The 26,362-nt window shown below is 20.4% G+C and carries 30 protein-coding genes and 3 tRNA genes; 8 read left to right on the forward strand and 25 right to left on the reverse strand.

The features are described 5' to 3' along the window. Nucleotides 1-30 precede the first annotated feature (30 nt). The 4 genes from GJT84_RS01240 to rpsB form a co-directional block, all read right to left on the reverse strand. The gene (locus GJT84_RS01240) at nucleotides 31-594 is read right to left on the reverse strand and encodes a ribosome-recycling factor (protein WP_168867130.1); all 564 of its coding nucleotides are present in this window, start codon (nucleotides 592-594) and stop codon (nucleotides 31-33) included. Between the two features lie 47 nt (nucleotides 595-641). Continuing rightward, nucleotides 642-1,376, reverse strand: coding sequence for a UMP kinase (gene pyrH / locus GJT84_RS01245; protein WP_168867131.1), 735 nt, complete (start codon nucleotides 1,374-1,376; stop codon nucleotides 642-644). Between the two features lie 70 nt (nucleotides 1,377-1,446). Further along, nucleotides 1,447-2,250 carry a translation elongation factor Ts gene (tsf, locus tag GJT84_RS01250; protein ID WP_168867132.1) on the reverse strand — a complete coding sequence of 268 codons (804 nt, stop codon included), beginning with the start codon at nucleotides 2,248-2,250 and terminating at the stop codon, nucleotides 1,447-1,449. 38 nt (nucleotides 2,251-2,288) lie between these two features. Continuing rightward, entirely contained in the window at nucleotides 2,289-2,999 is a 711-nt protein-coding gene (rpsB, locus tag GJT84_RS01255; RefSeq protein WP_425483708.1) for a 30S ribosomal protein S2, read from the reverse strand. 171 nt (nucleotides 3,000-3,170) lie between these two features. On the opposite strand from rpsB, the gene map reads away from it, so the two are divergent. Further along, nucleotides 3,171-3,959 (forward strand): type I methionyl aminopeptidase, encoded by a 789-nt coding sequence (gene map, locus GJT84_RS01260; RefSeq protein ID WP_168867133.1) that lies wholly within the window; start codon nucleotides 3,171-3,173, stop codon nucleotides 3,957-3,959. Between the two features lie 80 nt (nucleotides 3,960-4,039). Here the strand turns inward: map and rpoD are convergent, their stop codons facing one another. The 4 genes from rpoD to rpsU form a co-directional block, all read right to left on the reverse strand. Further along, nucleotides 4,040-5,857 carry an RNA polymerase sigma factor RpoD gene (gene rpoD / locus GJT84_RS01265; protein ID WP_168867134.1) on the reverse strand — a complete coding sequence of 606 codons (1,818 nt, stop codon included), beginning with the start codon at nucleotides 5,855-5,857 and terminating at the stop codon, nucleotides 4,040-4,042. 134 nt (nucleotides 5,858-5,991) lie between these two features. Then, complete coding sequence (locus GJT84_RS01270; RefSeq protein ID WP_168867135.1) at nucleotides 5,992-7,200, reverse strand: DNA primase; 1,209 nt, start codon at nucleotides 7,198-7,200, stop codon at nucleotides 5,992-5,994. Between the two features lie 14 nt (nucleotides 7,201-7,214). Further along, on the reverse strand, nucleotides 7,215-7,754 hold the full coding sequence (locus tag GJT84_RS01275) for a CHC2 zinc finger domain-containing protein (protein ID WP_168867136.1): 540 nt from the start codon (nucleotides 7,752-7,754) through the stop codon (nucleotides 7,215-7,217). Nucleotides 7,755-7,816: 62 nt separating this feature from the next. Then, nucleotides 7,817-8,032, reverse strand: a complete 216-nt coding sequence (gene rpsU, locus GJT84_RS01280; protein WP_168867137.1) for a 30S ribosomal protein S21 — start codon at nucleotides 8,030-8,032, stop codon at nucleotides 7,817-7,819. A gap of 128 nt (nucleotides 8,033-8,160) precedes the next feature. Here rpsU and tsaD point away from each other — a divergent pair, with 128 nt between their 5' ends. Together tsaD and GJT84_RS01290 are read left to right on the forward strand one after the other, a co-directional pair. Then, entirely contained in the window at nucleotides 8,161-9,174 is a 1,014-nt protein-coding gene (gene tsaD / locus GJT84_RS01285; RefSeq protein ID WP_168867138.1) for a tRNA (adenosine(37)-N6)-threonylcarbamoyltransferase complex transferase subunit TsaD, read from the forward strand. 55 nt (nucleotides 9,175-9,229) lie between these two features. Next, entirely contained in the window at nucleotides 9,230-10,039 is an 810-nt protein-coding gene (locus tag GJT84_RS01290) for an undecaprenyl-diphosphate phosphatase (RefSeq protein WP_168867139.1), read from the forward strand. On the opposite strand, the gene GJT84_RS01295 is transcribed toward GJT84_RS01290, so the two are convergent. Beyond that, nucleotides 10,032-11,264, reverse strand: coding sequence for a multifunctional CCA addition/repair protein (locus tag GJT84_RS01295; RefSeq protein ID WP_168867140.1), 1,233 nt, complete (start codon nucleotides 11,262-11,264; stop codon nucleotides 10,032-10,034). The two genes, GJT84_RS01290 and GJT84_RS01295, sit on opposite strands and share 8 nt — an antisense overlap. A gap of 157 nt (nucleotides 11,265-11,421) precedes the next feature. On the opposite strand from GJT84_RS01295, the gene rfaE1 reads away from it, so the two are divergent. Further along, nucleotides 11,422-12,387, forward strand: a complete 966-nt coding sequence (rfaE1, locus tag GJT84_RS01300) for a D-glycero-beta-D-manno-heptose-7-phosphate kinase (protein ID WP_168867141.1) — start codon at nucleotides 11,422-11,424, stop codon at nucleotides 12,385-12,387. Between the two features lie 76 nt (nucleotides 12,388-12,463). Continuing rightward, nucleotides 12,464-13,129 (forward strand): 3,4-dihydroxy-2-butanone-4-phosphate synthase, encoded by a 666-nt coding sequence (gene ribB, locus GJT84_RS01305; protein ID WP_168867142.1) that lies wholly within the window; start codon nucleotides 12,464-12,466, stop codon nucleotides 13,127-13,129. A gap of 12 nt (nucleotides 13,130-13,141) precedes the next feature. Here the strand turns inward: ribB and GJT84_RS01310 are convergent. From GJT84_RS01310 to GJT84_RS01335, 6 genes are all read right to left on the reverse strand, one after another. Further along, nucleotides 13,142-13,215: transfer RNA gene (locus GJT84_RS01310), tRNA-Pro, on the reverse strand. 48 nt (nucleotides 13,216-13,263) lie between these two features. Beyond that, a tRNA-His gene (locus GJT84_RS01315) sits at nucleotides 13,264-13,336 on the reverse strand. Between the two features lie 42 nt (nucleotides 13,337-13,378). Next, a tRNA-Arg gene (locus GJT84_RS01320) sits at nucleotides 13,379-13,452 on the reverse strand. 210 nt (nucleotides 13,453-13,662) lie between these two features. Then, nucleotides 13,663-14,922: a transcription termination factor Rho gene (gene rho / locus GJT84_RS01325; RefSeq protein WP_168867143.1), complete on the reverse strand. Its 1,260-nt coding sequence runs from the start codon at nucleotides 14,920-14,922 to the stop codon at nucleotides 13,663-13,665. A 266-nt stretch (nucleotides 14,923-15,188) separates the two neighbouring features. Beyond that, a complete protein-coding gene (trxA, locus tag GJT84_RS01330) occupies nucleotides 15,189-15,518 on the reverse strand; it encodes a thioredoxin (protein WP_168867144.1) in 330 nt (109 codons plus the stop codon). 157 nt (nucleotides 15,519-15,675) lie between these two features. Further along, entirely contained in the window at nucleotides 15,676-16,863 is a 1,188-nt protein-coding gene (locus GJT84_RS01335) for a class I adenylate cyclase (RefSeq protein ID WP_168867145.1), read from the reverse strand. A 542-nt stretch (nucleotides 16,864-17,405) separates the two neighbouring features. Between GJT84_RS01335 and dksA the strand changes: the two genes are divergently transcribed. Beyond that, a complete protein-coding gene (gene dksA, locus GJT84_RS01340; protein ID WP_168867146.1) occupies nucleotides 17,406-17,858 on the forward strand; it encodes an RNA polymerase-binding protein DksA in 453 nt (150 codons plus the stop codon). Between the two features lie 73 nt (nucleotides 17,859-17,931). On the opposite strand, the gene GJT84_RS01345 is transcribed toward dksA, so the two are convergent. The 5 genes from GJT84_RS01345 to tsaC all read right to left on the reverse strand — a co-directional run bounded on the left by GJT84_RS01345 (nucleotide 17,932) and on the right by tsaC (nucleotide 21,783). Continuing rightward, nucleotides 17,932-18,702, reverse strand: a complete 771-nt coding sequence (locus tag GJT84_RS01345; protein WP_168867147.1) for an ABC transporter permease — start codon at nucleotides 18,700-18,702, stop codon at nucleotides 17,932-17,934. An 18-nt stretch (nucleotides 18,703-18,720) separates the two neighbouring features. Then, entirely contained in the window at nucleotides 18,721-19,635 is a 915-nt protein-coding gene (locus tag GJT84_RS01350) for an ABC transporter ATP-binding protein (RefSeq protein ID WP_168867148.1), read from the reverse strand. A 93-nt stretch (nucleotides 19,636-19,728) separates the two neighbouring features. Then, nucleotides 19,729-20,355 carry a Fe-Mn family superoxide dismutase gene (locus GJT84_RS01355; RefSeq protein WP_168867149.1) on the reverse strand — a complete coding sequence of 209 codons (627 nt, stop codon included), beginning with the start codon at nucleotides 20,353-20,355 and terminating at the stop codon, nucleotides 19,729-19,731. Between the two features lie 29 nt (nucleotides 20,356-20,384). Then, nucleotides 20,385-21,209, reverse strand: coding sequence for a shikimate dehydrogenase (gene aroE / locus GJT84_RS01360; protein ID WP_168867150.1), 825 nt, complete (start codon nucleotides 21,207-21,209; stop codon nucleotides 20,385-20,387). Nucleotides 21,210-21,231: 22 nt separating this feature from the next. Next, nucleotides 21,232-21,783: an L-threonylcarbamoyladenylate synthase type 1 TsaC gene (gene tsaC, locus GJT84_RS01365; protein WP_168867151.1), complete on the reverse strand. Its 552-nt coding sequence runs from the start codon at nucleotides 21,781-21,783 to the stop codon at nucleotides 21,232-21,234. A gap of 164 nt (nucleotides 21,784-21,947) precedes the next feature. Here tsaC and def point away from each other — a divergent pair, with 164 nt between their 5' ends. Together def and fmt are read left to right on the forward strand one after the other, a co-directional pair. Next, the gene (def, locus tag GJT84_RS01370) at nucleotides 21,948-22,481 is read left to right on the forward strand and encodes a peptide deformylase (protein WP_168867152.1); all 534 of its coding nucleotides are present in this window, start codon (nucleotides 21,948-21,950) and stop codon (nucleotides 22,479-22,481) included. A gap of 15 nt (nucleotides 22,482-22,496) precedes the next feature. Further along, a complete protein-coding gene (gene fmt / locus GJT84_RS01375; protein ID WP_168867153.1) occupies nucleotides 22,497-23,453 on the forward strand; it encodes a methionyl-tRNA formyltransferase in 957 nt (318 codons plus the stop codon). A gap of 9 nt (nucleotides 23,454-23,462) precedes the next feature. On the opposite strand, the gene rplQ is transcribed toward fmt, so the two are convergent. From rplQ to rpsM, 5 genes are read right to left on the reverse strand one after another with little or no spacing between them, the layout of a single operon-like run. Then, nucleotides 23,463-23,846: a 50S ribosomal protein L17 gene (rplQ, locus tag GJT84_RS01380; protein WP_168867154.1), complete on the reverse strand. Its 384-nt coding sequence runs from the start codon at nucleotides 23,844-23,846 to the stop codon at nucleotides 23,463-23,465. Between the two features lie 46 nt (nucleotides 23,847-23,892). Then, complete coding sequence (locus GJT84_RS01385) at nucleotides 23,893-24,885, reverse strand: DNA-directed RNA polymerase subunit alpha (protein WP_168867155.1); 993 nt, start codon at nucleotides 24,883-24,885, stop codon at nucleotides 23,893-23,895. 24 nt (nucleotides 24,886-24,909) lie between these two features. Beyond that, nucleotides 24,910-25,530 carry a 30S ribosomal protein S4 gene (gene rpsD, locus GJT84_RS01390; protein ID WP_168867156.1) on the reverse strand — a complete coding sequence of 207 codons (621 nt, stop codon included), beginning with the start codon at nucleotides 25,528-25,530 and terminating at the stop codon, nucleotides 24,910-24,912. An 18-nt stretch (nucleotides 25,531-25,548) separates the two neighbouring features. Further along, entirely contained in the window at nucleotides 25,549-25,941 is a 393-nt protein-coding gene (rpsK, locus tag GJT84_RS01395; protein ID WP_168867157.1) for a 30S ribosomal protein S11, read from the reverse strand. A 21-nt stretch (nucleotides 25,942-25,962) separates the two neighbouring features. Beyond that, nucleotides 25,963-26,319 carry a 30S ribosomal protein S13 gene (rpsM, locus tag GJT84_RS01400; RefSeq protein ID WP_168867158.1) on the reverse strand — a complete coding sequence of 119 codons (357 nt, stop codon included), beginning with the start codon at nucleotides 26,317-26,319 and terminating at the stop codon, nucleotides 25,963-25,965. Between the last annotated feature and the right edge of the window lie 43 nt (nucleotides 26,320-26,362).

A 26,362-nucleotide genomic window follows, 5' to 3' on the forward strand; every position in this document is an offset into this window, starting at 1 on the left:
TGAAAATAAAATATTAAATTATATTAATTTTTATTTAAAATTTAATAATTCTTTTTCTTTTTGTTCTAAAAAATCAGATATACATTTTATATAATAAATTGTTTGTTTTTGAATATATTTATATAATTTTTTTTCTTCATTTTCACTCATTTTTTTTTCTTTGAAAAATAATTTAATTTTATTATTTGATTCTCTTCTAATATTACGTATATTAATACGATTTTTTTCAGTTTCTTCTTTTATGATCTTAATCATATTAATTTTTCTAGATTCTGTAAGAGGTGGTATTATAACATAAATATTATTTGATGTTATTCGTTTAATATTTAAATTTAAATTTGATAATAATATAGCTTTTTCAATTTTTTTTAACATTAAAAAATCAAAAGGAGTAATTTTTAAAGTATATGAATTTTCTACTACTATATTAGCTATATGTTTTATTGGTATGAATTTATTAAAAATTTTAATATTTATTTTATCAAGTAAATATGGAGATATTCTACTAACATATATGGTATTAATTTTTTTTTGAAAAATATCTAAACATTTTTTCATATTATCTTCATTATTTTTTAAAATATAATTATACATATTGTTATTTTCCATATATTTAAATTGATTTAAAATTAGAAATTAATCTATAATGATATTATAGTTCCTTCTTTTTCTCCGGTAAGAACACGATATAATGACCCTGATTTATTAATATTAAATATATGAATTGGAATATCATAATCACGAGCTAAAATAAAAGCAGTATAATCCATTACTTGTATTTTTTTTTTCAAAACATAATCATATGTTAATTTTCTATAAAATTTTGCATCATAATTTTCTATAGGATCTTTAGAATATACTCCATTTACCTTTGTTGCTTTTAATATAGCATTAGCTTCTAATTCGATTCCTCTTAAAGATACAGTTGTATCAGTTGTAAATAAAGGATTACCAATTCCTCCTGATAATATAATTATATTATTATTATCAATTAAGTTTCTAGCTTTTATTATATCATATCCATCACAAATTCCATTAATTTTAATAGAGGACATTAAATATATATTTTTTAAATAAAGTTGCATAACATTATATAATGCTAAGCCATTTATTATAGTTGCTAAAATTCCCATTTGATCAGCAATTATACGATCAAGATTATTATTCAATACAATAGATTTACCTCTAAATAAATTTCCTCCTCCTATTACAATTCCAATTTGTATACCTAACGGTAGGATTGTTTTTATTTCTTGAATAATATAATTTAATTGATTTATATTTATAGTTATACTTAAATCATTTTTATCTTGTAAAAATTCACCACTAATTTTAATAATTACTCTTTTATAAATTAATTTATTTTTCATGTTCATAATATTAATTACACATAATTAAAATTTTTTAGCTTTTATTTTAAAATATAATAAATATAAAAATTAATTTTTAAAGTAATTTTTCACCTAATTCGAAACGTATAAACTTAGAAATAGAAATACTATTTTCATTTAAATATTGTAATACTGTTTTATTGGTATCAAATAAAAATTTTTGATTAACTAAAGTAATATCCTTTATGAATTTATTTATACGTCCTTTTACTATTTTTTCTATTATATTTAAAGGTTTATTAAATTGTTTTGCAATTTCTATTTGTAATTTATATTCATTTTGAATAATTTTTTCAGGTACATCTTTTTTACTTATATATTTTGGTTTTAATACAGCTATATGCATAGCTATTTGTTTTATGAGTAATAAATTATTTATATTAGATTGTACTAATACACCAATACGTTTACTATGATGAAGATATTTTCCTATAAAATTACCTTTAATTATACTTAAACGATTAATAATAATATTTTCTTTTAAAATACCAATTAATTCTATTCTTCTTTCTTCAAAAATATTTTTTATTTTAATGAAATTAGTAATTTTTTTTTCAAAAGAATATTTAAGTATATCTTTTGCAAAATTATTTAAATTACTATCTTTAGCTACAAAATCTGTTTGACAATTTATTTCTAATAACATTCCAAAATTATTTTTAATAAGATCTATAATAAAACCTTCTTTTGCTATAAAAATTGATTTTTTAACAGATTGTATTTTTGAATATTTACGAAGATAATCTATAGCTAATTTTATATTTCCTTTTGTTTCTATTAATGCTTTTTTGCATTCCATTATTCCTATACCAGTAATATTTCTTAATTCTTTTACTTTATTAGCAGTAATTTTAATCATTCAATTTCTCTTTTATTTTTTAAATAAATTTTAAAATTTTAAATTTTATTTTCTATTTTTATATTATTATTTATTATTTGACCTTTTAAAATAGCTATTTTTACATAATTTAAATATAATTTTATAGCACGTATAGCATCATCATTTCCAGGAATAACAAAATTAACACCTTCAGGATTAGAATTTGTATCAACAATAGCAAATATTGGAATATTTAATTTACTTGCTTCTTTGATTGCAATTTTTTCATGATTTGCATCTATTATAAATAAAGCATCAGGTAAACCACCCATATTTTTTATTCCGCCTAAACTTTTTTCTAATTTTAATAATTCTTTTGTTCTAATTAATGCTTCTTTTTTTGTTAATTTAATAAATGTACCATCTTTACTTTGAATTTCTAACTCTTTTAATCTTTTAATTGATTGTTTTACAGTTTTCCAATTTGTTAACATTCCTCCTAACCAACGATGATTAACAAAAAATTGATGACAATTATTAGCTGTATCTTTAATAAATTTTGAAGCTGATTTTTTTGTACCTACAAATAAAATTTTACCTTTACGAGAACTAATTTTTTTTAATTCTATTAAAGCAATATTAAACATAGAAAGAGTTTTATCTAAATTAATAATATGTATTTTATTACTATGATGAAAAATAAATTCTTTCATTTTTGGATTCCAATAACGAGTTTGATGTCCAAAATGAACCCCAACATTAAACATTTCATTTATTGATATATTCATTATTAAATTCCTCTTTATTATGTTTATTTATAAATAAATAATTTTTCATTACTAATTATTTTTTAATATAATATTAATTATAATACTAATTATAAAAAAAAATAATATTTTATCAGTTATTTATAATGTAATATTAATTATTATACAATTAATAATTATATGGAAATATTAATGACTGTTCTAATTAAAAATTATGAAGAAATAAAAAAAATAAATAAATCATGTCAATTAGCTGCACAAGTTTTAGAAATGATTAAAAAATATATAAAACCAGGAATTAGTACAGAAAAATTAAATAATATATGCCATGATTATATTGTTAATGTTCAAAAAGCTAAATCAGCCACCTTAGGATATAAGGGATTTCCAAAATCTGTTTGTATTTCTGTTAATGATGTAGTATGTCATGGTATTTCAAATAAAAAAGAATTTTTAAAATATGGTGATATTGTTAATATAGATGTAACTGTTCTCAATAATAATTATTATGGTGATACTTCTAAAATGTTTGTAGTTGGAGATTATGTATCAGAAAAAACAAAATTATTATGTTTAACAGCTCAAAAAAGTTTATATAAAGCTATTAATATAATTAAACCAGGTATTAATTTAAATTTAATTGGTAAAACTATTCAAAAATATGTTGAATCTAAAAATTTTTCTGTTGTAAGAGAATATTGTGGTCATGGAATTGGAAAAAATTTTCATGAAGAACCACAAATTTTACATTATGATTCTGATTATAATAAAATTATATTAAGATCAGGAATGATTTTTACAATTGAACCTATGATTAATTTAGGTAAACATTATGTATATTTAACAAATGATGGATGGACTGTAAAAACACAAGATAAAACTTTATCTGCACAATACGAACATACTATTTTAGTAAATAATAATGGATGTGAAGTATTAACAATAAGAAAAGAAGAATATAATAAAATAATAAAAATTTAATTATTTAAAAATATTTAATATAATCAAGTAATTATTATTAATAATAAATTATTTGATTATATCAAAATAATTAAATAGATTTAATCATCTAAAAAACTTTTAAGTATTTCTGAACGACTTGGATGACGTAGTTTTCGTAATGCTTTAGCTTCTATTTGACGTATTCTTTCTCTAGTTACATCAAATTGTTTACCTACTTCTTCTAATGTATGATCAGTATTCATATCAATACCAAATCTCATTCTTAATACTTTAGCTTCTCGAGGAGTTAAACTAGATAAAATATTATATGTAGCTAAACGTAAACTTTCTGAAGTTGCTGATTCTAATGGTAATTCTAATGTACTATCTTCAATAAAATCACCTAAATGTGAATCTTCATCATCTCCTATAGGAGTTTCCATAGATATGGGTTCTTTTGCTATTTTTAATACTTTTCTAATTTTATCTTCTGGTATCATCATTCTATCTGATAATTCTTCAGGAGTAGGTTCTCTACCAATTTCTTGTAATATTTGCCTAGAAATACGATTTAATTTATTAATAGTTTCAATCATATGTACTGGAATACGTATAGTTCGTGCTTGATCAGCAATAGATCTTGTTATAGCTTGTCTTATCCACCAAGTGGCATATGTAGAAAATTTATAACCTCTTCTATATTCAAATTTATCTACTGCCTTCATAAGGCCAATATTACCTTCTTGAATTAAATCAAGAAATTGAAGACCTCTATTTGTATATTTTTTTGCAATAGAAATAACTAATCTTAAATTAGCTTCAACCATTTCTTTTTTAGCACGTTTAGCTTTAGCTTCTCCTATTGATATTTTTTTATTAATATTTTTTATTTGATTAATTGTTAATCCTGTTTCTTTTTCAATTTCAATTAATTGTATGAAACTATTTTCTATTTTTTGAAATATATTATTAAATTCTATTAATGATAATTTTTTATTTATTTTAAATTGTTTTAATTGATGAATAAAATAATTTTTATTCATTTTATTATTAGAAAATAATAAAATAATATTTTTTTTAGGTATTTTACATTTTTTAATACATAATTCTATTATAGAATGTTCTTGTATACGAATACGTAACATTATAGAACGCATATTATTAACTAAATGATTAAATATTTTAGATACTAAACGAAATTGTTTAAATATCTCTGCAAGATTATGAATTTCATTTATAGAATCGTGATGATCTCTACCTTTTTCTTTTATAAGATAAGATGTAATATGATATTGATTTCTTAATTCTAAAAATTTTTCTTTTGCTAATTTAGGATCTATAATATTTTCATTATTACTTGATTCATCTTCTTCAGACAATTCTGTTTTTATATTAATAATTTTATTAAATATAAATTCTTCATTAATATTCATATTAACAAAACCATTAATTAAATCAGATAAACGAATATTTCCTAATTCTACTTGATTATATTTTTTTAATAAATAAAAAATAGCATTTGGATATTCAGCAAAAGAACATTGTACTTGATTAATACCTTCTTCTATTCTTTTGGCGATATCAATTTCACCTTTTCTTGTTAATAATTCCACTGTTCCCATTTCACGCATATACATACGTACTGGATCTGTTGTTCTACCTATTTCTGAATCTACAGTAGTAGATAATTGTACAACAGCTTCTTCTGCTTCATCATTTGTATTATTATTTTGACTTAATATTAAATCATCTGCATCAGGAGCTTCTTCCATTACTTGAATTCCCATATCATTTATCATTTGAATAATATCTTGAATTTGATCGGAACCAATAATATCATCCGGTAGATGATCATTAACTTCTGAATAAGTTAAATATCCTTGTTCTTTACCACGTATAACAAGAAGTTTAAACTGTAATTGTGAGTTATGCTCCATAAAAAATTCCATACTTCTATTATCATATTTTATAAGATTATAATTTTATAAAAATAAATAGAATTTATTATTCTATTAGTAATTAAACTATATTACAATCTAAAGTTTGATAAAAAAGTAAAATTTAATATATTTTAAAATTTGGTTTTAATTTCAGCTAAATTTTTATTTAATAACCATAATTCTTTTCTTTTTTGAATATCTAATCCTTCTTTTCTGTCTAAAAAAATTAAATATTCTATTCTTTCTTCTAAAAGATGCATTTCTAATTTATTTATTAAATGTATAAAAAATTTTTCTATGTCTTCTTCTGGAATCATATGGTTCCATATTGCTAATGTTTCAAGAGGTGTCTTCAGTTTTGTTCCTCTATATTTTTCTATTATTTGTGCTGTTGTAATTTTTTTTTTATCACAAATATTAATTAATTCAATAAAAAAATTTAATCCATTAATACTAGATGTTTTAAATAATTTAAATTTTGGTATAATTTTTATTAATTTAGGTTTTTGTAATAATAAACTAATTAACATTCTTATTGTTGTTTTTTTAAAATTATTTAAGGAATTATTATTTAATAATTTTTTTGTATTTTTTTTATTTAAAATTAACTGATATATTTCAAAAAAATTTAAAATTCCTATTTTTTCTCCTATTTTTTTTATTAAATTAATTTGAAATATATAATCTGGAATATTATGAATTAACGATAATGCTAAATTAATAAATTTAGCTTTTCCTTCACAATTTTTAATATCTATTTTATTTATTAGCGTTTTAAAAAAAAATTCTGAAAATGATAAACTTTTATTTATGTGTTCTTCAAATACAAGTTTCCCTTTTTTTTTTATTAAACTATCAGGATCTTCCCCATCGGGAAGTAATAAAAATTTTATTTGTTTTCCATATACCATATGAGATAAACTAATTTTTAATGAATTCCAGTTAGCTTCTCTTCCCGCATTATCTCCATCATAACAATAAATTATTTTATTAGTCATTTGAAATAATTTTTTTATATGTTCATTTGTAATTGATATTCCTAAAATTGCCACTACATATTTTATATTACATTGAAATAAACTTATAACATCAGTATATCCCTCTACAACTAAAATTTTTTCTAATAAAATAGATTTTTTCCTTATTTCATATAAACCATATAACTCATTTCTTTTATGGAAAAAAACATTATCAGGTGAATTTAAATATTTTGGTTCTTTATTTTCTAAAGATCTACCACCAAAACCAATAATTTGACCTTGTATATTTTTAATAGGAAATATTATACGATTATAAAAAATATCATAATAATTATTATTTATTTTACTATAAACTAACATTTTTAAATCTTTAATTAAAAAATTTTTTTTTTTTTATTATTACATATTAAATAAATAAAATTTTTATAAGAAAATCCAATAGAAAAATAATCTAAGATTTTTTTATTAAAACCACGATTTAATAAATAATGATAAGCTTTTTTTCCTAGAGAAGAATTAACTAAAAAATTTTTATAAAAATTACTAATGTCAAACATTAAATTATATATATATTTTTTTTTATTTATAATATCTAAATAATTTTTACTATTATTTTCTTGAGGAATTATTAATCCAAAAAAATTTGATATTAATTTAATACTTTCAATAAAATTAATATTATCATATTTCATGATAAAATCAATTATATTACCATGCACCCCACAACCAAAACAATGATATAATTGCTTTTCTTCACTTACAACAAATGAAGGATGTTTTTCCAAATGAAACGGACAAATACCAAAAAAATTTTTACCTCTTTTTTTTAATTTTATTCTATTTTGTATTAAAAATATAATATTACATTTATGAAGTAAATCATTTATATATGTATGTGGAATATATGTTATCATCGATAAAATATCTATCTTAAATTCATAAAAAATTATTTATATTTAAAATAATTTAAAATTTTTTAATATAAACGAATTCTTTTTAAATTTTCTCTTGTTATTTTTTTAGCATGCCTTTTAGCAGCTGATGCTTTAGCTCTTTTTCTTTCTGTTGTAGGTTTTTCATAAAATTCTCTACGTCTAACTTCAGATAAAATACCTGCTTTTTCACAAGAACGTTTAAATCTTCTTAAAACTAAATCAAATGGTTCATTTTCACGAACTTTAATTACTGGCATTGTCTAATTTCTCTATTATTAATATAAAATTACTAATAATAAATTATATCATATTTTATATAATATACTATACAAATTATTTTTTATTAATTATATTAATTTATATTTACTCAAATTTTTATAAGAAAATGTTAATAATGGGAATAGAAACATCATGTGATGATACAGCTATATCTATTTATGACAGTATATATGGATTATTATCTAATAATGTTTATAGTCAAAAAATACATACAAAATATGGAGGAATTGTTCCTGAATTAGCTGCAAGACAACATTTAAAAAAAATTATTCCATTAATTAAAAAAACATTATTCATTAATAAAAAAAAAATAAATGATATTGATGGAATTGCTTATACTGCAGGTCCAGGATTAATTAATTCTTTAATGATAGGTGCTATTGTTGCACATACATTAGGATTTTCTTTAAAAATACCAGTTCTTCCTATTAATCATATTGAAGGGCATTTATTATCAATAATGTTAGAAAAAAAACACCCAAATTTTCCTTTCATTGTTTTAATAGCTTCAGGAGGTAATACACAATTAATTTATGCTTATAAATTTGGAAAATATAAAATATTAGGAAATAATATTGATGATGCAGCTGGAGAAGCTTTAGATAAAATAGCAATTATTTTAGGTTTAAAATTTCCTGGAGGAAAAAATTTATCTAAAATTGCTCAATTTGGAATCTCAAAACGTTTTATTTTTCCTAGACCAATGATAAAAAATAAGAATAATTTGAATTTTAGTTTTTCTGGATTAAAAACGTTTGCTAAAAATTTTATAAAAAAACATAAATTTTTAGATTTTCAAACAAAAGCAGACATTGCATGTGCATTTGAAGATGCTCTTGTAGATACTCTTTTTATTAAAAGTTTATTGGCTTTAAAAAAATATAATATAAGTAAATTAGTAATTGCTGGAGGAGTTAGTGCTAATAAAAAATTAAGAAAATATTTAACTAAAAAATTAAAAAAAAATAATATACAATTATTTTATAATACTAATAAATTATGTACTGATAATGCAGCTATGATAGCATATATTGGTATGAAAAAATTTAATCAAAAAAATAAATATAAATTATATGATATTTTTATTAATTCAAAATTATTATTAAATAATGATAAATAATTTAATAAAATTATATAAAAATAAAGAAAATATTTTCATTAAGTAAATTTTTATTATGATACAATTAAAATATTCTACAATTATTTTATTAAGTATAGTTGAAGGATTAACTGAGTTTTTACCTATATCATCTACAGGACATATGATTATATTTAATCATATATTTAATATAATTGAAAATGAAAAAATAAAAATTTTTGAAATAATAGTACAATTAGGATCTATAATCTCAGTCTGTATTATTTTTTGGTCAAGAATAATAAAAATTATAAAAAATTCACTATCATATGATATTTTTTATAAAAAAAAAATAACATTATTACACATAATAATATGTATATTGCCAATAATTATTCTTGGATTATTATTTTATAATAAAATTAAACTTTTTATGAATATAATTACAGTTTTTTATGGATTAATATTTGGTAGTATATTACTATATTTATCTGAAGTATTTAAACCAAACATATCTAATATTAATAATATTAATTCTTTAACATATACTCAAGCATGTTTAATTGGATTATTTCAATGTTTATCATTGTTTCCTGGAATATCTAGATCTGGTTCTACTTTATCAATTAGTTTATTATTAGGAATAAATCGTTTAGTATCATCAGAATTTTGTTTTATTATAGCAGTACCTATAGTTTTTGGTGCTAGTTTTTTAGAATTATATAAAAATTTTCATATATTATCTATAGAAGATATTAAGTTTATTTGTTTAGGTTTTATTATATCATTCATTGTTAGTTTAATTACTATTAAATTTTTTTTATATTTTATAAATAATATTTCTTTAAAATGGTTTGCTATATATCGTTTTTTTATAATAATATTTTTATATATAAAATTTATTTAATTTTTTTAGAAGAAATAAATAATTTTAATAATTTTAATCTACGTTTATTTATAATATTAGCAATATCTAATCCTTTAATACCATTTTTTATTATATCTTTATTATTAATTTTAAATATATGTTTATATATATCAATAAAATATTTTCCTTGTTTATAACAAACAGAATCTAATGTAGCTCTTCCTCTAGCATCAGATTCACTAATTAATGCAATTTGTTTAACTCTATAAGGTTTTCTCCATGCGTCAATAATATTATATATATTAAGTATATTTTCTGCCTTTTGATTATAAATATCATGTATTATATCATGTACTTTAGCAGATATAATAGCTAAATCACGAATATTATTTGGTATTTTTAATCTTTTACATAATCCTTGTATTAAAGGAATACCAGCAATACCATGTCCATAATGTCTAGGCCATAATTTTTTAGGAGTAATTCCTTTTCCTAAATCATGACATAAAGCAGCAAATCTTACTTCTAAATCAGAAGTTAATTTAGATGCAATAGATAATGTCATCATAGTATGAATTCCAGTATCTATTTCAGGATGCCATTTAGCAGGAGCTGGAATTCCATATAATTTATCAATTTCTGGAAAAAGTATGGATAATGCACCACATTTTTTTAATGTTATAAAAAATATATGAGGATTTAATCCTTTAAGAGCATTTTCGGTTTCTTTCCAAATTCTTTCTGGTTTTAAATAAGATAATTCTCCAGAATCACTCATTATTTTCATTAATTTTAATGTATGTTTATCTATTTTAAAATTTAAATGTGCTAATTTAGCAGCAAACCTAGCTACTCTTAATACTCTTAAAGGATCATCTTTAAAAGAATTAGAAACATGTTTAAGAATTTTATTATGAATATCTTGTATTCCATTATATGGGTCATAAAATTTTCCTGATTGATCTTGAGCAATAGCATTAATTGTAAGATCTCTACGTAATAAATCTTCTTCTAATGTAACATTAGGTGATGAATAATAAATAAATCCTTCATATCCATGACCTGATTTTTTTTCAGTTCTAGCTAAAGCATATTCTTCATGTGTTATTGGATGTAAAAATACAGGAAAATCTTTTCCAACTAACTTAAAACCTAATTTAATCATTAAATCTATATTTGCTCCTACTACTAACCAATCTTTATCTGAAAATTTTAAATTTAAGATAAGATCTCTTATAGCTCCACCTACTAAATAAATTTTCAATTATTATACTCCTTAATTAAATATAATTTATGTTACAATTCGGTTAAAAAATTAATTTTATATATTGCATATTATTTTTATATTAAATCATTATAATAAAACTATTTAATATTATTAATATGATTATAAACTAAGATTATTATAATGGACTATTAAAATGAAATTAATATTACCTGATTTTAATAATACAACAGTTTTAGTAGTAGGTGACGTAATGTTAGATCGTTATTTTTATGGATTAACAAACAAAATGTCATCAGAAGCTGATGTACCAGTAGTAAAAATTACAAATATAAATTATATTCCAGGGGGTGCAGCAAATGTTGCTATGAATATATCTTCAATTGGTGCTAATGTTAAATTATTTGGCTTATTAGGTATAGATAATGCAGCAAATATTATTAAAAAAAAATTAAAAAAAAATAATGTTGATTATAATTTTATTCAAGATATTAACTTTAAAACTATAATTAAAACAAGAGTATTATCTTTAAATAAACAATTAATACGTTTAGACTTTGAAAAAGAATATAAAAATATACATAATAGTAATATTTTATTAGAAAATATTAGAAAAATTATATCTAATATTAATATAATTGTTTTTTCTGATTATAATAAAGGAACTTTATATAATATACAATCTATGATTAAATTAGCAAATTTATCAAAAATACCTGTTATTATTGACCCTAAAGGAGATAATTATGAAAAATATTCAGGAGCTACATTATTAACTCCAAATTTCACTGAATTTGAATCAGTAGTTGGTGAATGTAATTCTGAAAAAAAAATAGTTGATAAAGGTTTGAATTTAATTTCACGTTATAATATAAATTCATTATTAATAACTAGATCAGAACATGGAATGAGTTTAATTCAAAAAAATAAAAAACCTATTCATTTTAAATCTCAAGCATATAAAGTTAATGATGTTACTGGTGCTGGTGATACTGTTATTGGAGTTTTATCTGCATTTTTAGCTCAAGGAAAAATGTCACTTAAAGATTCATGTTTTTTATCTAATATTGCAGCAAGTATAGCAGTGAGTAAATTTGGTACTGCTACTGTTAGTTTTAATGAATTAAAAAGTTTATTACAAAAAAAAATAATAAATAATTAAATTGATATTTAAATCTTTTTAGATTTTCATTTATTATTTATAATAAATATATTAATGTTATTTAAAACGGTAATATATGCATAATATAAATAATCATAATTTACTTGTTTATCAATTTGGTAATTCAATTACTAGAGTGAAAAATGCTATTTTATCTCTTAATAAAGGTAAAGGTGTCTTAATATTAGATAATGAAACACGTGAAAATGAAAGTGATATTGTTTTTTCTGCAGAAAAAATTACTGTACAACAGATAGCTCTAACTATTAGATATGGAAGTGGTATTATTTGTTTATGTATTACTGAAAATTTACGAAAAAAATTAAATTTACCTATGATGGTAAAAAATAATACTAGTTTTTATAAAACAGCTTTTACAGTTACAATTGAAGCAGCTAAAGGTATTACTACTGGTGTATCTGCACAAGATCGATTTACAACTATTAAAACTGCTATAAATATTAATGCAAAACCTAATGATTTAAATCGTCCGGGACATGTATTTCCATTAAGAGCTATTAAAGGAGGAGTTTTAAAAAGAAAAGGACATACAGAAGCTACTATAGATTTATTAAAAATAGCAAAAATGAATCCTACAGGAATATTATGTGAATTAACAAATGAAAATGGTTCAATGGCTCGTACTCAAGATACTATATTATTTGCAAAAAAAAATCATATGCCAGTATTAACTGTAGAAGATATAATTAATTTTAGAATTAAATATGATCTTTATTTTTAAACATAATATTTATCGGCGAGAGAGGATTTGAACCTCCGACCCACTGGTCCCAAACCAGTTGCGCTACCAAACTGCGCTACTCGCCGTTAATTATATGTATATAAAAAACATTGTATTTTTTTATATATGGTATGGGTGGCTAATGGGATTTGAACCCATGACAACTGGAACCACAATCCAGCGCTCTACCAACTGAGCTATAGCCACCATAATAAAAAATTTTATAATTAAAAATGTAAAAAATAATTTTGCACCCGACAGGAATTGAACCTGAATCCTCTGCTTTCGGAAAACAGTGCTCTATCCTACTGAGCTACGGGTGCTATAAATATTACTTACCTACATAATTAATATTACAAATTCATAACTTCAATGTCTAGTAATTTTATTAATAATATCAAAAAAATAATTTTTAATAAATAAAATATTTTTAAAAATAAAAATCTTAGATTTTATCTGTATAATATTTTTTACTTTTATTAATATAATAATTATTTGAACTGTTATAAATAATAAATTAATAAAATTTTAGTTTATGATCTTTTCATCATATCAAAAAATTCATCATTTGTTTTGGTCATTGATAATTTATTTATAAGAAATTCCATAGCATCAATTTCACTCATTGGATGAATAATTTTTCTTAAAATCCACATTTTTTGGAGATCTTCTTGAGAACTTAATAATTCTTCTTTTCTAGTACCAGATCGATTATAATCAATAGCAGGAAAAACTCTTTTTTCAGCTATTTTACGTGATAAATGTAATTCCATATTACCTGTTCCTTTAAATTCTTCATAAATTACATCATCCATTTTAGATCCAGTATCAATCAACGCTGTTGCTATTATAGTTAAACTACCACCTTCTTCAACATTTCTTGCAGCTCCAAAAAAACGTTTAGGACGATGTAAAGCATTAGCATCAACACCACCTGTTAATACTTTTCCTGAAGCAGGAGCAATGGTATTATAAGCTCTAGCTAAACGAGTCATTGAATCTAATAAAATTACAACATCTTTTTTATGTTCAACTAATCTTTTAGCTTTTTCAATAACCATTTCAGATACCTGAACATGTCTAGATGCAGGTTCATCGAAAGTTGATGCAATAACTTCTCCTTTAACTAATCTTTGCATTTCAGTAACTTCTTCAGGACGTTCATCAATTAATAAAACTATTAATACGCATTCTGAATGATTATAAGCTATACTTTGTGCTATGTTTTGTAATAACATAGTTTTTCCTGCTTTAGGAGGAGCTACAATTAAACCTCTTTGTCCTCTTCCTATAGGTGACGCTAAATCTAAAACACGAGCTGTTAAATCTTCTGTAGATCCATTTCCTCTTTCCATACTTAAACGAGAATTAGTATGTAATGGAGTTAAATTTTCAAAAAGAATTTTACTACGAGAACTTTCAGGTTTATCATAATTTACTTCATTAACTTTTAATAAAGCAAAATATCTTTCTCCTTCTTTTGGAGGTCTTATTTTACCTGAAATTGTATCTCCTGTACGTAAATTAAAACGTCTAATTTGACTTGGAGATACATATATATCATCTGGTCCTGCTAAATAAGAACTATCAGATGAACGTAAAAATCCAAAGCCATCTTGTAATATTTCTAATACTCCATCACCAAAAATATCTTCTCCAATTTTGGAATGTTGTTTTAATATAGCAAAAATAATATCTTGTTTACGCATTCTAGCTAAATTTTCTAAATCATTTTTTTTTGCTAAATTAAGTAAATCTGATATTAATTTATTTTTTAATTCGGTAAGATTCATAATGGTGAGGTCTTAATCTTTGAATAAAACTGGAACATTTCTTTTGAAATGATATTTTAAATTAATTTTTATATATTATATTTATTATATTTATAAAAATTTTAATAAAATATTATATAATTGTTATGTAAATAATATACTATTATATAAATTAAAAAAATAAATATTTATAATTAAATATCATAATTAAAATTCTCCTATAATTTATATAAATAAACAAGTTTTAATAAAATTAAATATACTAATTCTTTATAAAATAAAATTTATTATTTTAGATGTTTATCTAAAAATTTTATTAATTGAATTTTATTAATTGAACCAGTAGTTTTATCTATTATAATACCATTATTAAATAATATGATTGTTGGTATACTTCGAATATCATATTTTTGAGCAATTTCTGGATATTCATCAATATTTAATTTAGCAAAAAATAATTTTTTACTGTATGAATCAAAAATATCTTCTAAAACTAAAGAAAACATTTTACATGGATTACACCATTCTGCCCAAAAATCAACTAAAATAAAACTATTAATATTAATTTTTGTTTTAAAATTTATATCAGTTAAATAAATAATAGTTGAATTATTCATAAAATGTATTAATATCCTTTTATTATATTTATATAAAATTAAATAAAATTATAGTAACAAATAATTTTATTTTAAATAAATATTGTTTATGATTATATAATGAATTTAACAAATATACAAATTTAATTATACAGTATTTTTATATAAAATTTTTATATCAAGAATAATTAATATTATTTAAAAAATTTTTTAATGTTTTATTTTTAATTGCTTTATCTTTAATATTATCTAAATATTTTATTTTTTTTTTATTCCACCCCCAATTTTTTACTAAAATACTTATTATATAATGTTTCCAATTATAAATATTTTTATTTATTGATAATTTTTCATGTGTTTTAATATAAAAACATTGTCTAATTAAATCTAATCTTTGAAAATCACCTATGTTATTTAAATAAACTGTAATTTTTTTTAACATCATACAATATGGATCTAATCCAAACGAAATAATATTTCCATTATGTAAACATTTTTTAAAATCAGTAGATAATAATTTTATATTAGGATATTCATATAAATAACTTTCTAATAATAAAATTTTTAATATTGTTTTACAAGGATATAAATTAATTTTATTATAAAAATGCCATAAAATAGAATTAAAACATTCATTAATAGAAATATTTTTTAATTCTCCTAAATCTAACCATTCATTTTTTATTAATATTCTTTTTTTATATAATAAATTAACATAATCATCATAATAATTTTTTTTATTAGTTGGAATAATATTCCATATTATGGGTTTTCCAGCCATACAAACAGCTGTTCTATAAAATTCATCTAATAATATATAATTAATATTATTAATATTATTAAAAAATGATTTTTGTATTAAAATATTATTTGTACGAAAATAATTTTCATTTATTAAAAAAAAATTAACTTGTACTCCTATTAAATTACACCATTTTTTTAAAAGAGAAAATTTTTTTTTTAAAAATAAACATTTTTTTTTACTTAACCATATTTGTCGAAACACCCAAATATCAAAATCAGAATTTTGATTCTGACAAATAGATGATGTACTACCCATAGAATATATTCCTGTAATTGGATTATTATATTTAGAATATTTTTTTTTAAAAAAAATGTTATTATTAAATGTTAATAAAGATAAATATTTTGTACTAGGATAAAAATTATCTATTCCATGTGGAACATCATCTGAAATATATCCTGGAATTAATGGATGATTATAATGTAATAATATAGGTAATAAAATATATATTTTTTTACAAATATAATTCATTGAGTTTATAGCTCGATAAATTCTTAACCGATTTAATATATTTATTCGTTCTATAATTTTTTTTATACAAAAATAAAAATCTTTTTTCATAAAAATATCTATAGTAAATAAAAATATTATTAATTAAATTAAATATCTATTAATTTATATATAATATATTTTAATTGAAAAAATTATATTTTAATTATATTATATTTTTTATAAAATTAATATTTAAATATGTTTTATAAAAATATTTATAATAAAAATATGTTTTTAATTAATAATAAATAATTAATCTTAGATTAATATTTTAATATTTATATGATAAAAAATATATTTTAAATAAAGTTAACATATATTTTTTCAGATATATTAAGTAATAAAAATTAATATTTTAAATAAATATAAAAAATCTAATAAAAAAATAATGTTTTTAAATAAGTAATTTATCTAAATAAACATATTAATGAATTATTATAAATTAATAATAATTATATTCATATATTAAATAATAGAATAAAAAGCTAGTATAAAGAAAATTTATTTATATATTTTAAGTAAATAAATTTTAAAAATTTTTAAAAATATATTTTCTTTATATTTTAATGTTTAATCATTCAAAAATAATTTAAATTAATATTGGAATTAAAATGAAAAAAAAAAATAAAATTTTATCTTCTTTAAATATTTTATCTATTGCAGGAGTTTCTCCATATGAAATAGAACCAAAAGAAGAATATATGAATAAAAAACAATTATTACACTTTAAAAAAATATTACAATCTTGGCGTGAACAATTAATAAATAAAGATAATCATAATATTTCTTATATACAAGATGAAGTATCAAAATTTCCTGATCCAATAGATAGAGCTACACAAGAAGAAGAATTTAATTTTGAATTAAGAAATAGAGATAGAGAAAGAAAATTAATAAAAAAAATTGAAATGACTTTAATAAAAATTAAAAAAAATAATTTTGGTTATTGTCAATCTTGTGATATAGAAATTGGTCTAAAAAGATTAGAAGCTCGTCCTACTGCAAATTTATGTATTGATTGTAAAACATTAGCTGAAATACGTGAAAAACAAATAGCAGGATAAGAAGAAAATAATTTATAGATACATATATGTAATCTACAAATTATTTATTTAATTTATATTAAATATAATATTTTTAAAAAAATATTTCTTTACCATTTTTTATGAAAAACCAAGATAATGAGTATAATATAATTATACCAAATATTAAAATTAAAATAGTAATTAATAAAGAATTATAATGAATACCTAAAAAACTATAACGAAATCCAGAAATAATATAATAAATTGGATTAATTTTTAATATTTTTTTCCAAAATGATGGTAATAAAGAAGTTGAATAAAAAACTCCTCCTAAATAAGTTAAAGGAGTTAAGAAAAATGTAGGAATTAAACTTATATCATCAAAATCTTTAGCAAAAATAGCATTTAATAGACCAGCTAAAGAAAATAATATAGCAGTTAAAATAGTTATAAAAATAAAAAAATACCAAGAATATATATGTAAAGGTACAAAAAATGTTGATATTAAAGTAACTAATATACAAATAGTAATACTACGTGCTATACCTCCACCAATATAACCAATAATAATAATATGAATTGGTACAGGAGCAATTAATAATTCTTCAATATTATGTTGAAATTTTGATCTAAAAAATGATGAAGCAACATTGGAATATGCATTATTAATAATATTCATCATAATTAATCCTGGTATTATAAATTGTATATAACTAAACCCTAAAATATTTTTTATTTGTAATCCAATAATGTTACCAAATATTATAAAATATAATGTTATTGTTATAATAGGAGGTATTATAGTTTGTATCCAAATACGAATAAAACGATCTATTTCTTTTTTCCATATAGTTTTTAATGCAATTAAATAACAATTAATCATACATATATCCTTATAATTTTATTTAATACAATCTAAAAATAATTTTTCAAGTCTATTATATTTATTATTAATACTTATAATTTTAATATTTTGTTTCGTTAATTGTTCAAAAATATTATTTAATACTTGTTCTTTTAATACTTCTATTTCTAAAATATTATTATCAATTAATTTATATTTAAATTCTTTAAGAATAGGAATAATTTTATTATCAGAATTATAATTTAATATTAATGTTTCATATTTTAATTGAGATAATAATTTTTTTATAGAAAAATTTTTTATTAATATACCTTTATTCATAATACCTATATTACGACATAATATTTCAGCTTCTTCTAAATAATGAGTAGTTAAAATTATTGTAATACCTTTTTTATAATTTAAATCTTTTAAAAAAGACCATATATTATGTCTTAATTCAATATCAATTCCAACCGTTGGTTCATCTAAAATTAATAGTTTTGGATCATGAATAAGAGATTTTATTATCATTAAACGTCTTTTCATTCCTCCTGATAATATTTGAGCTTTGTTATTTCTTTGTTTCCATAAATTTAATTTATTAAGATATTTTTCAATTTTTATTAAAGCATATTTTTTTCTTATTCCGTAATAACCTGCCTGATTGATTAATATTTGGATAACAGTTTCAAATGGATTAAAATTAAATTCTTGAGGTACTAATCCTATTAATTTTTTAACTTGAAATGTATTTTTTATTAAATCATAATTAAATATATTAATCTTACCTGAAGATTTATTTATTAATGAACTAATAATTTTTATAACAGTTGTTTTTCCCGCACCATTAGGTCCAAGTAAAGCATAAAAATCACCTTTTTTAATATTTAAATTAAAATTTTTTAATGCTTGAATTTTATTTGAATAAATTTTAGATAAATTATTAATTTTTAATGCATATAATGACATTATATTTATAACTCTTAATTAAATTTTATATAAATTGAAAATTTAAAACGATATGTTATATTTTATATAATAAAACATATCGTTTATAAAAAATTATATTTCTTTTTTTAAAAATAAATTTTGTACCTTATCCCAATTTAATACATTCCAAAAAGCTTTAATATATAAAGATCTTTGATTTTGATATTTTAAATAATATGCATGTTCCCATAAATCTAAAGCTATAATAGGATAACCAAAAAACCCATTAATATTTTTACCCATTAATGGATGATATTGATTTTGAGTAGTAACTATACTTAAAATATTATTTCTTTTTATTAACCAAACCCATCCTGATCCAAAAAAATTTATAGCTATTTTTTCAAATTTCTTTTGAAATTGTTTGAAACTACCAAAAGATTTTACTATAGCATCTTTTATAATATCATTAGGTTGAGTATTTTTTTTTAAAATTTTCCAAAAAAAACTATGGTTTGCATGACCTCCTGCATTATTACGTAAAAAATTTCTTTGTATAGTTGATAATGGAATAACATCTATCATAGACAATAATTCATTTATTGAAATATCTTTTAAATCAATTTTATTAAGAATTAAATTAGTATTATTTACATAATTTTGATGATGTTTTGTATGATGAATTTCCATTGTTTCTTTATCAAAGAATGGTTCTAATGCAGAATAATTATACGATAAAGATGGTAATTTATAAACCATATAAATAATTCCTTTATAAAATATATTATTTAAAAATAATTATTTGTTTTAAATTTTTTTAATATTAATGTAGTATTAGGCATAATTCCATGCCATAAAAAAAATGAATAAGCTGCTTGTTCTATTAACATACCTAAACCATCAGATATTTTTTTTGCCCCATGATATAAACACCAATCTAAAAATGGTGTAATTTTATTACTATAAAATAAATCATAACAAAAAACATTAGAATGAATAATACTAGAAGAAATATTTGGAATAACACCTTTAATACTACTAGATGTTGCATTTATTATTAAATCATAATTTATTTTTTTATTATTAATATCCTCTATTTTAATAATATTAATATTTTTTTTATTATTAAAATATTTTAAAAGATGACAAGATTTTTTATAAGTACGATTAGTTATCATAATTGTACAACCAAAATTAATAAGAGGATATATAATTCCTTGAGCAGCTCCTCCAGCACCTATTAATAATATATTACTATTTTTATAAATAAAATTAATTCTTTTTAAATCTTTTAATAAACCAATACCATCAGTATTATCTCCTAATATTTGATTTTTTTTAGTAATTTTTAACGTATTAACTACACCACTATTAATTCCCCTTTGTGTTAATAAATCACATATATTATACGCCATTTTTTTAAATGGAACAGTAATATTAGCTCCTAAACCACCATTTTTAAAAAAATGATTAATTACATTATTAAAATTATTAATGGGAACATATATTTTTTCATATTGTTGTACAATATTTAATTGATTAGCAAATAATTTATGTATTATAGGAGATTTACTATGTTTTATAGGATTGCCAAAAATAGCAAATATTTTCATATTTATATTACTTCTTCTTGTTCTATCCTTTACGAATAATTTTATTTGTTAGACTATCTCTAATTTCAGATGGTTTTTTATATCCTCCAGTAGTACCATTTAAAATTAATATTTTTTTTTTAAAATAATAGTTAATTTCATGAGGATATAAACATGGTTTATAACCAGTTATGTTTGCACTAGTAGAAATAATTGGTTTACCATAAAAATAACATAACTTATTAATAGGATAATAATTAGTTATACGAATGGCTATTGAATTAAAATTCCCAGTTAACCAATAAGGAGTTTTTAATGATACAGGTATAGTCCATGTTATAAATTTTGAACATGTTGATAAAATCATATTAATTTGTTTTAAAGATAATTTTGTTTCATCTATATAAGATAATATTTGTTTGTAATTTGAAGCAAGTAAAATAAATCCTTTATTAACATTTCGTTTTTTAATAGATAATAATTTATATACTGCATTTTTATTATCAGGATCACACCCTAAACCGAATGAAGATTCAGTCGGATAAGCAATTATTTTACCTGATTTTAATGCATTAATAAATATATTAAGATTCATAAGTTAATTAAATTTATAAATTATAATTAATAATTATATACAATTATTAATTGTATAAAATTTCATTTTATCATATAATTATCTTTTAATAAAAAACATATTTATAAAATAAGTAAAATAAATTCAAAATAAAATAATTAAATAATTTTTTATATAAGATTATTATGCCAATATTAAAATTATTATATTTTCCAAATGATGAATTACGTATTATAGCTAAACCCGTAAAAACAATAGATAATAAAATAAAATTATTAATTAATAATATGATTCAAATTATGTATAAAAAAGGAGGTATAGGATTAGCAGCAACACAATTAGGAATACATAAACGTATTATAATAATAGATTTATCAAATAAAAAAAATAGTCCCTTAATTTTTATTAACCCAAAATTAACTATACAAAATAAAATTAAAATTAGTAATGAAGAAGGATGTTTATCTATTCCTAAACAAAAATATTCTATTTATAGATATAAAACAATAAAAGTAAAAGCAAAAAATTTAGTTAATAAAAACTTTGAAATAGAAGCTAATGATTTACTATCTTATTGTTTACAACATGAAATTGATCATTTAAATGGAATTTTATTCATTGATTATTTATCAAATTTTAAATATCAAAGAATATATCAAAAAATGGAAAAATTATATCAAAAGAAAATACGTTATAAAAAAAATACAATTACATTATAATTTTAATGAATAAAAATGAAAATTATTTTTATGGGTACATCTAATTTTGCTGTTTTTCATTTAAAAGAATTATTAAAATATTATCAAATAGTTTGTGTTATTACTAAACCAGATAGTTATTCTAATAGAGGACATAAATTAACTTTTAATCCAATTAAAAATTTTCTTTTAAAATATAAAATTAATATTTTACAACCTTTATCCTTAAATACTAAAGATTTTCTTAATAAAATATTAAAATATCATTTTGATATAATTATTGTAGTAGATTACGGATTATTAATACCTTCTACTATTTTAAAAATACCAAAATTAGGATGTATTAATGTACATGCATCATTATTACCTAGATGGAGGGGTGCGGCTCCAATACAAAGAGCATTATATGAAAATGACTCTAAAACTGGAATTAGTATTATTAAAATGAATAATTTTTTAGATAAAGGAGATATCATATATCAAAAAAAATGTAATATTAATTCAAATGATACATATGGTACTTTATACAAAAAATTATCCATATTAGGTATAAAAAGCCTTTTATATGTTTTAAATATATTTATTTGTAAAAAACATATAAAATTAAAACCTCAAAATGAATATAATATTCAAGCAACATATGCTAATAAAATTTTAAAAAAAGAAAGTAAAATAAATTGGTATTTACCAGCAAAAAAAATTGAGTGTATGATTCGTGCTTTTAATCCATATCCAGGAACATATTTTTTTTTAAATAATGAAAGATTTAAAATATGGCATGCAGAAATAATAAATTATAACATTAATAATAATAATATTATTCCAGGTGAAATATTATTTATCAATGATAATAGTATTAATATAAGTACAATAAATAAAATTTTAAAAATTAAAATAATTCAACCAAGTGGTAGAGTACCAATGAATATTAAAGATTTTTTAAATAATACAAAATATGTTAAACTTTTTTCTAAAGGTAAAATTTTACAATAGTTTAAATAATTATTTATTATTTTCATTAACTATTATCTTTCTTTGCATTAATTCTATATATGACATAGGAGCTTTATCACCATTACGAAATCCACATTTTATTATACGTGTATATCCTCCTAATCTATTTTTAAATCTTGGTGCTATAAAATTAAATAATTTTATTAAATTTTTTTTATTATTTATACGTGTACGAATTAATCTTTTATTAGATACATTATTATTTTTTGCTATTGTTATTAATGGTTCTATTGTTCTTCTTAATTCTTTTGCTTTCACAGTTGTAGTTTTAATAATTTCATATTGTATTAAAGAATTAGTCATGTTTCGTAACATAGATTTACGATGACTACTAGTTCTATTTAAATGACGACCTATTTTACGATGACGCATATAATATTACCTTTAATATTGAAAAAAATTAAAATATAAAAAATTATTACTTATCAATTATAATTGGTGGCCAATTTTTTAAACGCATACCTAATGATAAACCTTTAGAAGCTAAAATATCTTTAATTTCTGTTAAAGATTTTTTTCCTAAATTCGGAGTTTTGAGTAATTCAACTTCAGTACGTTGTACTAAATCACCTATAAATTGTATAGATTCTGTTTTTAAACAATTAGCAGATCTTACAGTTAATTCTAAATCATCTACAGGACGTAATAAAATAGGATCAAATTCAGGTTTTTCTTCTTTAACTTCTTGTTGATGTATATCACGTAAATAAACAAAAGCTTCTAATTGTTCTGAAAGAATTGTAGCAGCTTTTCTTATTGCTTCTTCTGGGTCTATAGTACCATTAGTTTCCATTTCTATTATTAATTTATCTAAATCTGTTCTTTGTTCTACTCTTGCAGCTTCAACATTATATATTATTCGTTCAATTGGACTATAACATGCATCGACTAATAGTCGTCCTATTGGACGATTATCATATTCTTCACAATGAATTTTAGTATATGCAGCAACATATCCTCGACCTAATTCAATTTTAATTTTCATATTTATTGAAACATTTTTATCTGTTAAATTACAAATAATATATTCTGGATTAATTAATTCAATATCATTTCCATAATTTAAATCAGCTGCTATAACAGGACCTATTCCTGATTTATTTAAAGTTAAAATCACTTCATTTTTATTACTCTTAACTTTAATAGCTAATTTTTTTAAATTTAATAAAATTTCAATAATATCCTCTTGTACTCCTTCTTTAGTACTATATTCATGTAATATTCCTTCAATTTCTACTTCAGTAACTGCATATCCTGGCATGGAAGATAATAAAATACGTCTTAATGCATTGCCAAGTGTATGTCCAAAACCTCTTTCTAAAGGTTCAAGAGTAACACTAATAGTGTTTTTATTAATTTTTTTAATATCAACTAAACGAGGTTTTAAAAATTCAGTTACAGAGTTATGCATTTATAATCTCTCAATTTTATAAAATTATTTTGAATATAATTCAATTATTAAATGTTCATTAATATCTGATGATAAATCAGAACGTTTTGGAATATATTTAAATATACCTTCCATTTTATTAATATCAACCTCTAACCAATTTGATTTTTCACGTTGGTTATAAAGTTCTATAGCAGCTTTTATTCTTATTTGTTTTTTTGATTTTTCACATATTTTTATTTTATCATTAATATTTAATTGATAAGAAGGTATTGTAACAATACGATTATTAATTTTTATTGATTTATGAGATATAAGCTGTCTTGCTTCTGATCTAGTAACACTAAATCCCATTCTATATAAAATATTATCAAATCTTTTTTCTAATAAACATAATAAATTAAACCCTGTGTTTCCTTTTAATCTTAATGCTTTTTTGTAATAATTACGAAATTGTTTTTCTAATATACCATATATACGACGAACTTTTTGTTTTTCTCTTAATTGAATTCCATAATCGGACAATCTAGATTTTTTCATACCATGTTGTCCAGGAGTTTGTTCTATTTTACATTTTGAATCAATATTGCGAATATTAGATTTTAAAAATAAATCTGTACCTTCTCTTCTACTTAATTTTAATTTAGGTCCTAAATATTTAGCCATTTTAATCTCTTTAATATATTATACTCTTCTTCTTTTTGGAGGACGACAACCATTATGAGGTATTGGTGTAATATCAGTAATATTTGTAATACGAAAACCAGCATTATTTAATGCTCTAATTGTTGATTCTCTTCCTGGACCTGGTCCTTTTACCATAACTTCAAGATTTTTTATACCATAATCTTTTACAAATTCAGCACAACGTTCTGCTGCTACTTGTGCAGCAAATGGTGTTGATTTACGAGAACCTCTAAATCCAGAACCTCCTGCTGTAGCACAACCTAATGAATTTCCTTGTCTATCTGTAATAGTAACGATAGTATTATTAAAAGATGCATGTATATGAGCAATACCATCTATTATTTGTTTTTTAATATTTTTTTTAAATTTAGAAACTTGTTTTTTTTTCATTTTAATATCTCAATAAAATTATTATTTTTTAAAAATTTTACGAAATTTTTTTCTAGTATGTGCATTTGTTTTAGTACGTTGTCCCCTTACTGGTAAACCTTTACGATGTCTTAATCCTCGATAACATCCTAAATCAATTAATCTCTTAATATTTAAATTAATTTCTCTTCTTAAATCTCCCTCTATAGTAAATTTAGATACTTCTTCTCGTAATAAATCTATTTGTTTTTCTGATAATAAACTTACTTTAGTATACTGACTAATATTCATCATTTTACAAATATGTATAGAATGAGAATTTCCAATACCATAAATATATTGTAATGCTATTCTAATATGTTTATTATTAGGAATATTAATTCCGGCTATACGAGCCACATTTACTCCTTTAATTTATAAAAAAATAGTTATATTCTAATTT

Source organism: Enterobacteriaceae endosymbiont of Plateumaris sericea, from assembly GCF_012562605.1.
In the GTDB taxonomy this organism is placed as follows: domain Bacteria; phylum Pseudomonadota; class Gammaproteobacteria; order Enterobacterales; family Enterobacteriaceae.

Excerpts from the sequence above, each read along its gene's own strand:
- GJT84_RS01240 (WP_168867130.1), bottom strand. The coding sequence starts at position 594 with ATGTATAATTATATTTTAAAAAATAATGAAGATAATATGAAAAAATGT.
- pyrH (WP_168867131.1), bottom strand. The coding sequence starts at position 1,376 with ATGAACATGAAAAATAAATTAATTTATAAAAGAGTAATTATTAAAATT.
- tsf (WP_168867132.1), bottom strand. The coding sequence starts at position 2,250 with ATGATTAAAATTACTGCTAATAAAGTAAAAGAATTAAGAAATATTACT.
- rpsB (WP_425483708.1), bottom strand. The coding sequence starts at position 2,999 with ATGAATATATCAATAAATGAAATGTTTAATGTTGGGGTTCATTTTGGA.
- map (WP_168867133.1), top strand. The coding sequence starts at position 3,171 with ATGACTGTTCTAATTAAAAATTATGAAGAAATAAAAAAAATAAATAAA.
- rpoD (WP_168867134.1), bottom strand. The coding sequence starts at position 5,857 with ATGGAGCATAACTCACAATTACAGTTTAAACTTCTTGTTATACGTGGT.
- GJT84_RS01270 (WP_168867135.1), bottom strand. The coding sequence starts at position 7,200 with ATGTTAGTTTATAGTAAAATAAATAATAATTATTATGATATTTTTTAT.
- GJT84_RS01275 (WP_168867136.1), bottom strand. The coding sequence starts at position 7,754 with ATGATAACATATATTCCACATACATATATAAATGATTTACTTCATAAA.
- rpsU (WP_168867137.1), bottom strand. The coding sequence starts at position 8,032 with ATGCCAGTAATTAAAGTTCGTGAAAATGAACCATTTGATTTAGTTTTA.
- tsaD (WP_168867138.1), top strand. The coding sequence starts at position 8,161 with ATGTTAATAATGGGAATAGAAACATCATGTGATGATACAGCTATATCT.
- GJT84_RS01290 (WP_168867139.1), top strand. The coding sequence starts at position 9,230 with ATGATACAATTAAAATATTCTACAATTATTTTATTAAGTATAGTTGAA.
- rfaE1 (WP_168867141.1), top strand. The coding sequence starts at position 11,422 with ATGAAATTAATATTACCTGATTTTAATAATACAACAGTTTTAGTAGTA.
- ribB (WP_168867142.1), top strand. The coding sequence starts at position 12,464 with ATGCATAATATAAATAATCATAATTTACTTGTTTATCAATTTGGTAAT.
- rho (WP_168867143.1), bottom strand. The coding sequence starts at position 14,922 with ATGAATCTTACCGAATTAAAAAATAAATTAATATCAGATTTACTTAAT.
- trxA (WP_168867144.1), bottom strand. The coding sequence starts at position 15,518 with ATGAATAATTCAACTATTATTTATTTAACTGATATAAATTTTAAAACA.
- GJT84_RS01335 (WP_168867145.1), bottom strand. The coding sequence starts at position 16,863 with ATGAAAAAAGATTTTTATTTTTGTATAAAAAAAATTATAGAACGAATA.
- dksA (WP_168867146.1), top strand. The coding sequence starts at position 17,406 with ATGAAAAAAAAAAATAAAATTTTATCTTCTTTAAATATTTTATCTATT.
- GJT84_RS01345 (WP_168867147.1), bottom strand. The coding sequence starts at position 18,702 with ATGATTAATTGTTATTTAATTGCATTAAAAACTATATGGAAAAAAGAA.
- GJT84_RS01350 (WP_168867148.1), bottom strand. The coding sequence starts at position 19,635 with ATGTCATTATATGCATTAAAAATTAATAATTTATCTAAAATTTATTCA.
- GJT84_RS01355 (WP_168867149.1), bottom strand. The coding sequence starts at position 20,355 with ATGGTTTATAAATTACCATCTTTATCGTATAATTATTCTGCATTAGAA.
- aroE (WP_168867150.1), bottom strand. The coding sequence starts at position 21,209 with ATGAAAATATTTGCTATTTTTGGCAATCCTATAAAACATAGTAAATCT.
- tsaC (WP_168867151.1), bottom strand. The coding sequence starts at position 21,783 with ATGAATCTTAATATATTTATTAATGCATTAAAATCAGGTAAAATAATT.
- def (WP_168867152.1), top strand. The coding sequence starts at position 21,948 with ATGCCAATATTAAAATTATTATATTTTCCAAATGATGAATTACGTATT.
- fmt (WP_168867153.1), top strand. The coding sequence starts at position 22,497 with ATGAAAATTATTTTTATGGGTACATCTAATTTTGCTGTTTTTCATTTA.
- rplQ (WP_168867154.1), bottom strand. The coding sequence starts at position 23,846 with ATGCGTCATCGTAAAATAGGTCGTCATTTAAATAGAACTAGTAGTCAT.
- GJT84_RS01385 (WP_168867155.1), bottom strand. The coding sequence starts at position 24,885 with ATGCATAACTCTGTAACTGAATTTTTAAAACCTCGTTTAGTTGATATT.
- rpsD (WP_168867156.1), bottom strand. The coding sequence starts at position 25,530 with ATGGCTAAATATTTAGGACCTAAATTAAAATTAAGTAGAAGAGAAGGT.
- rpsK (WP_168867157.1), bottom strand. The coding sequence starts at position 25,941 with ATGAAAAAAAAACAAGTTTCTAAATTTAAAAAAAATATTAAAAAACAA.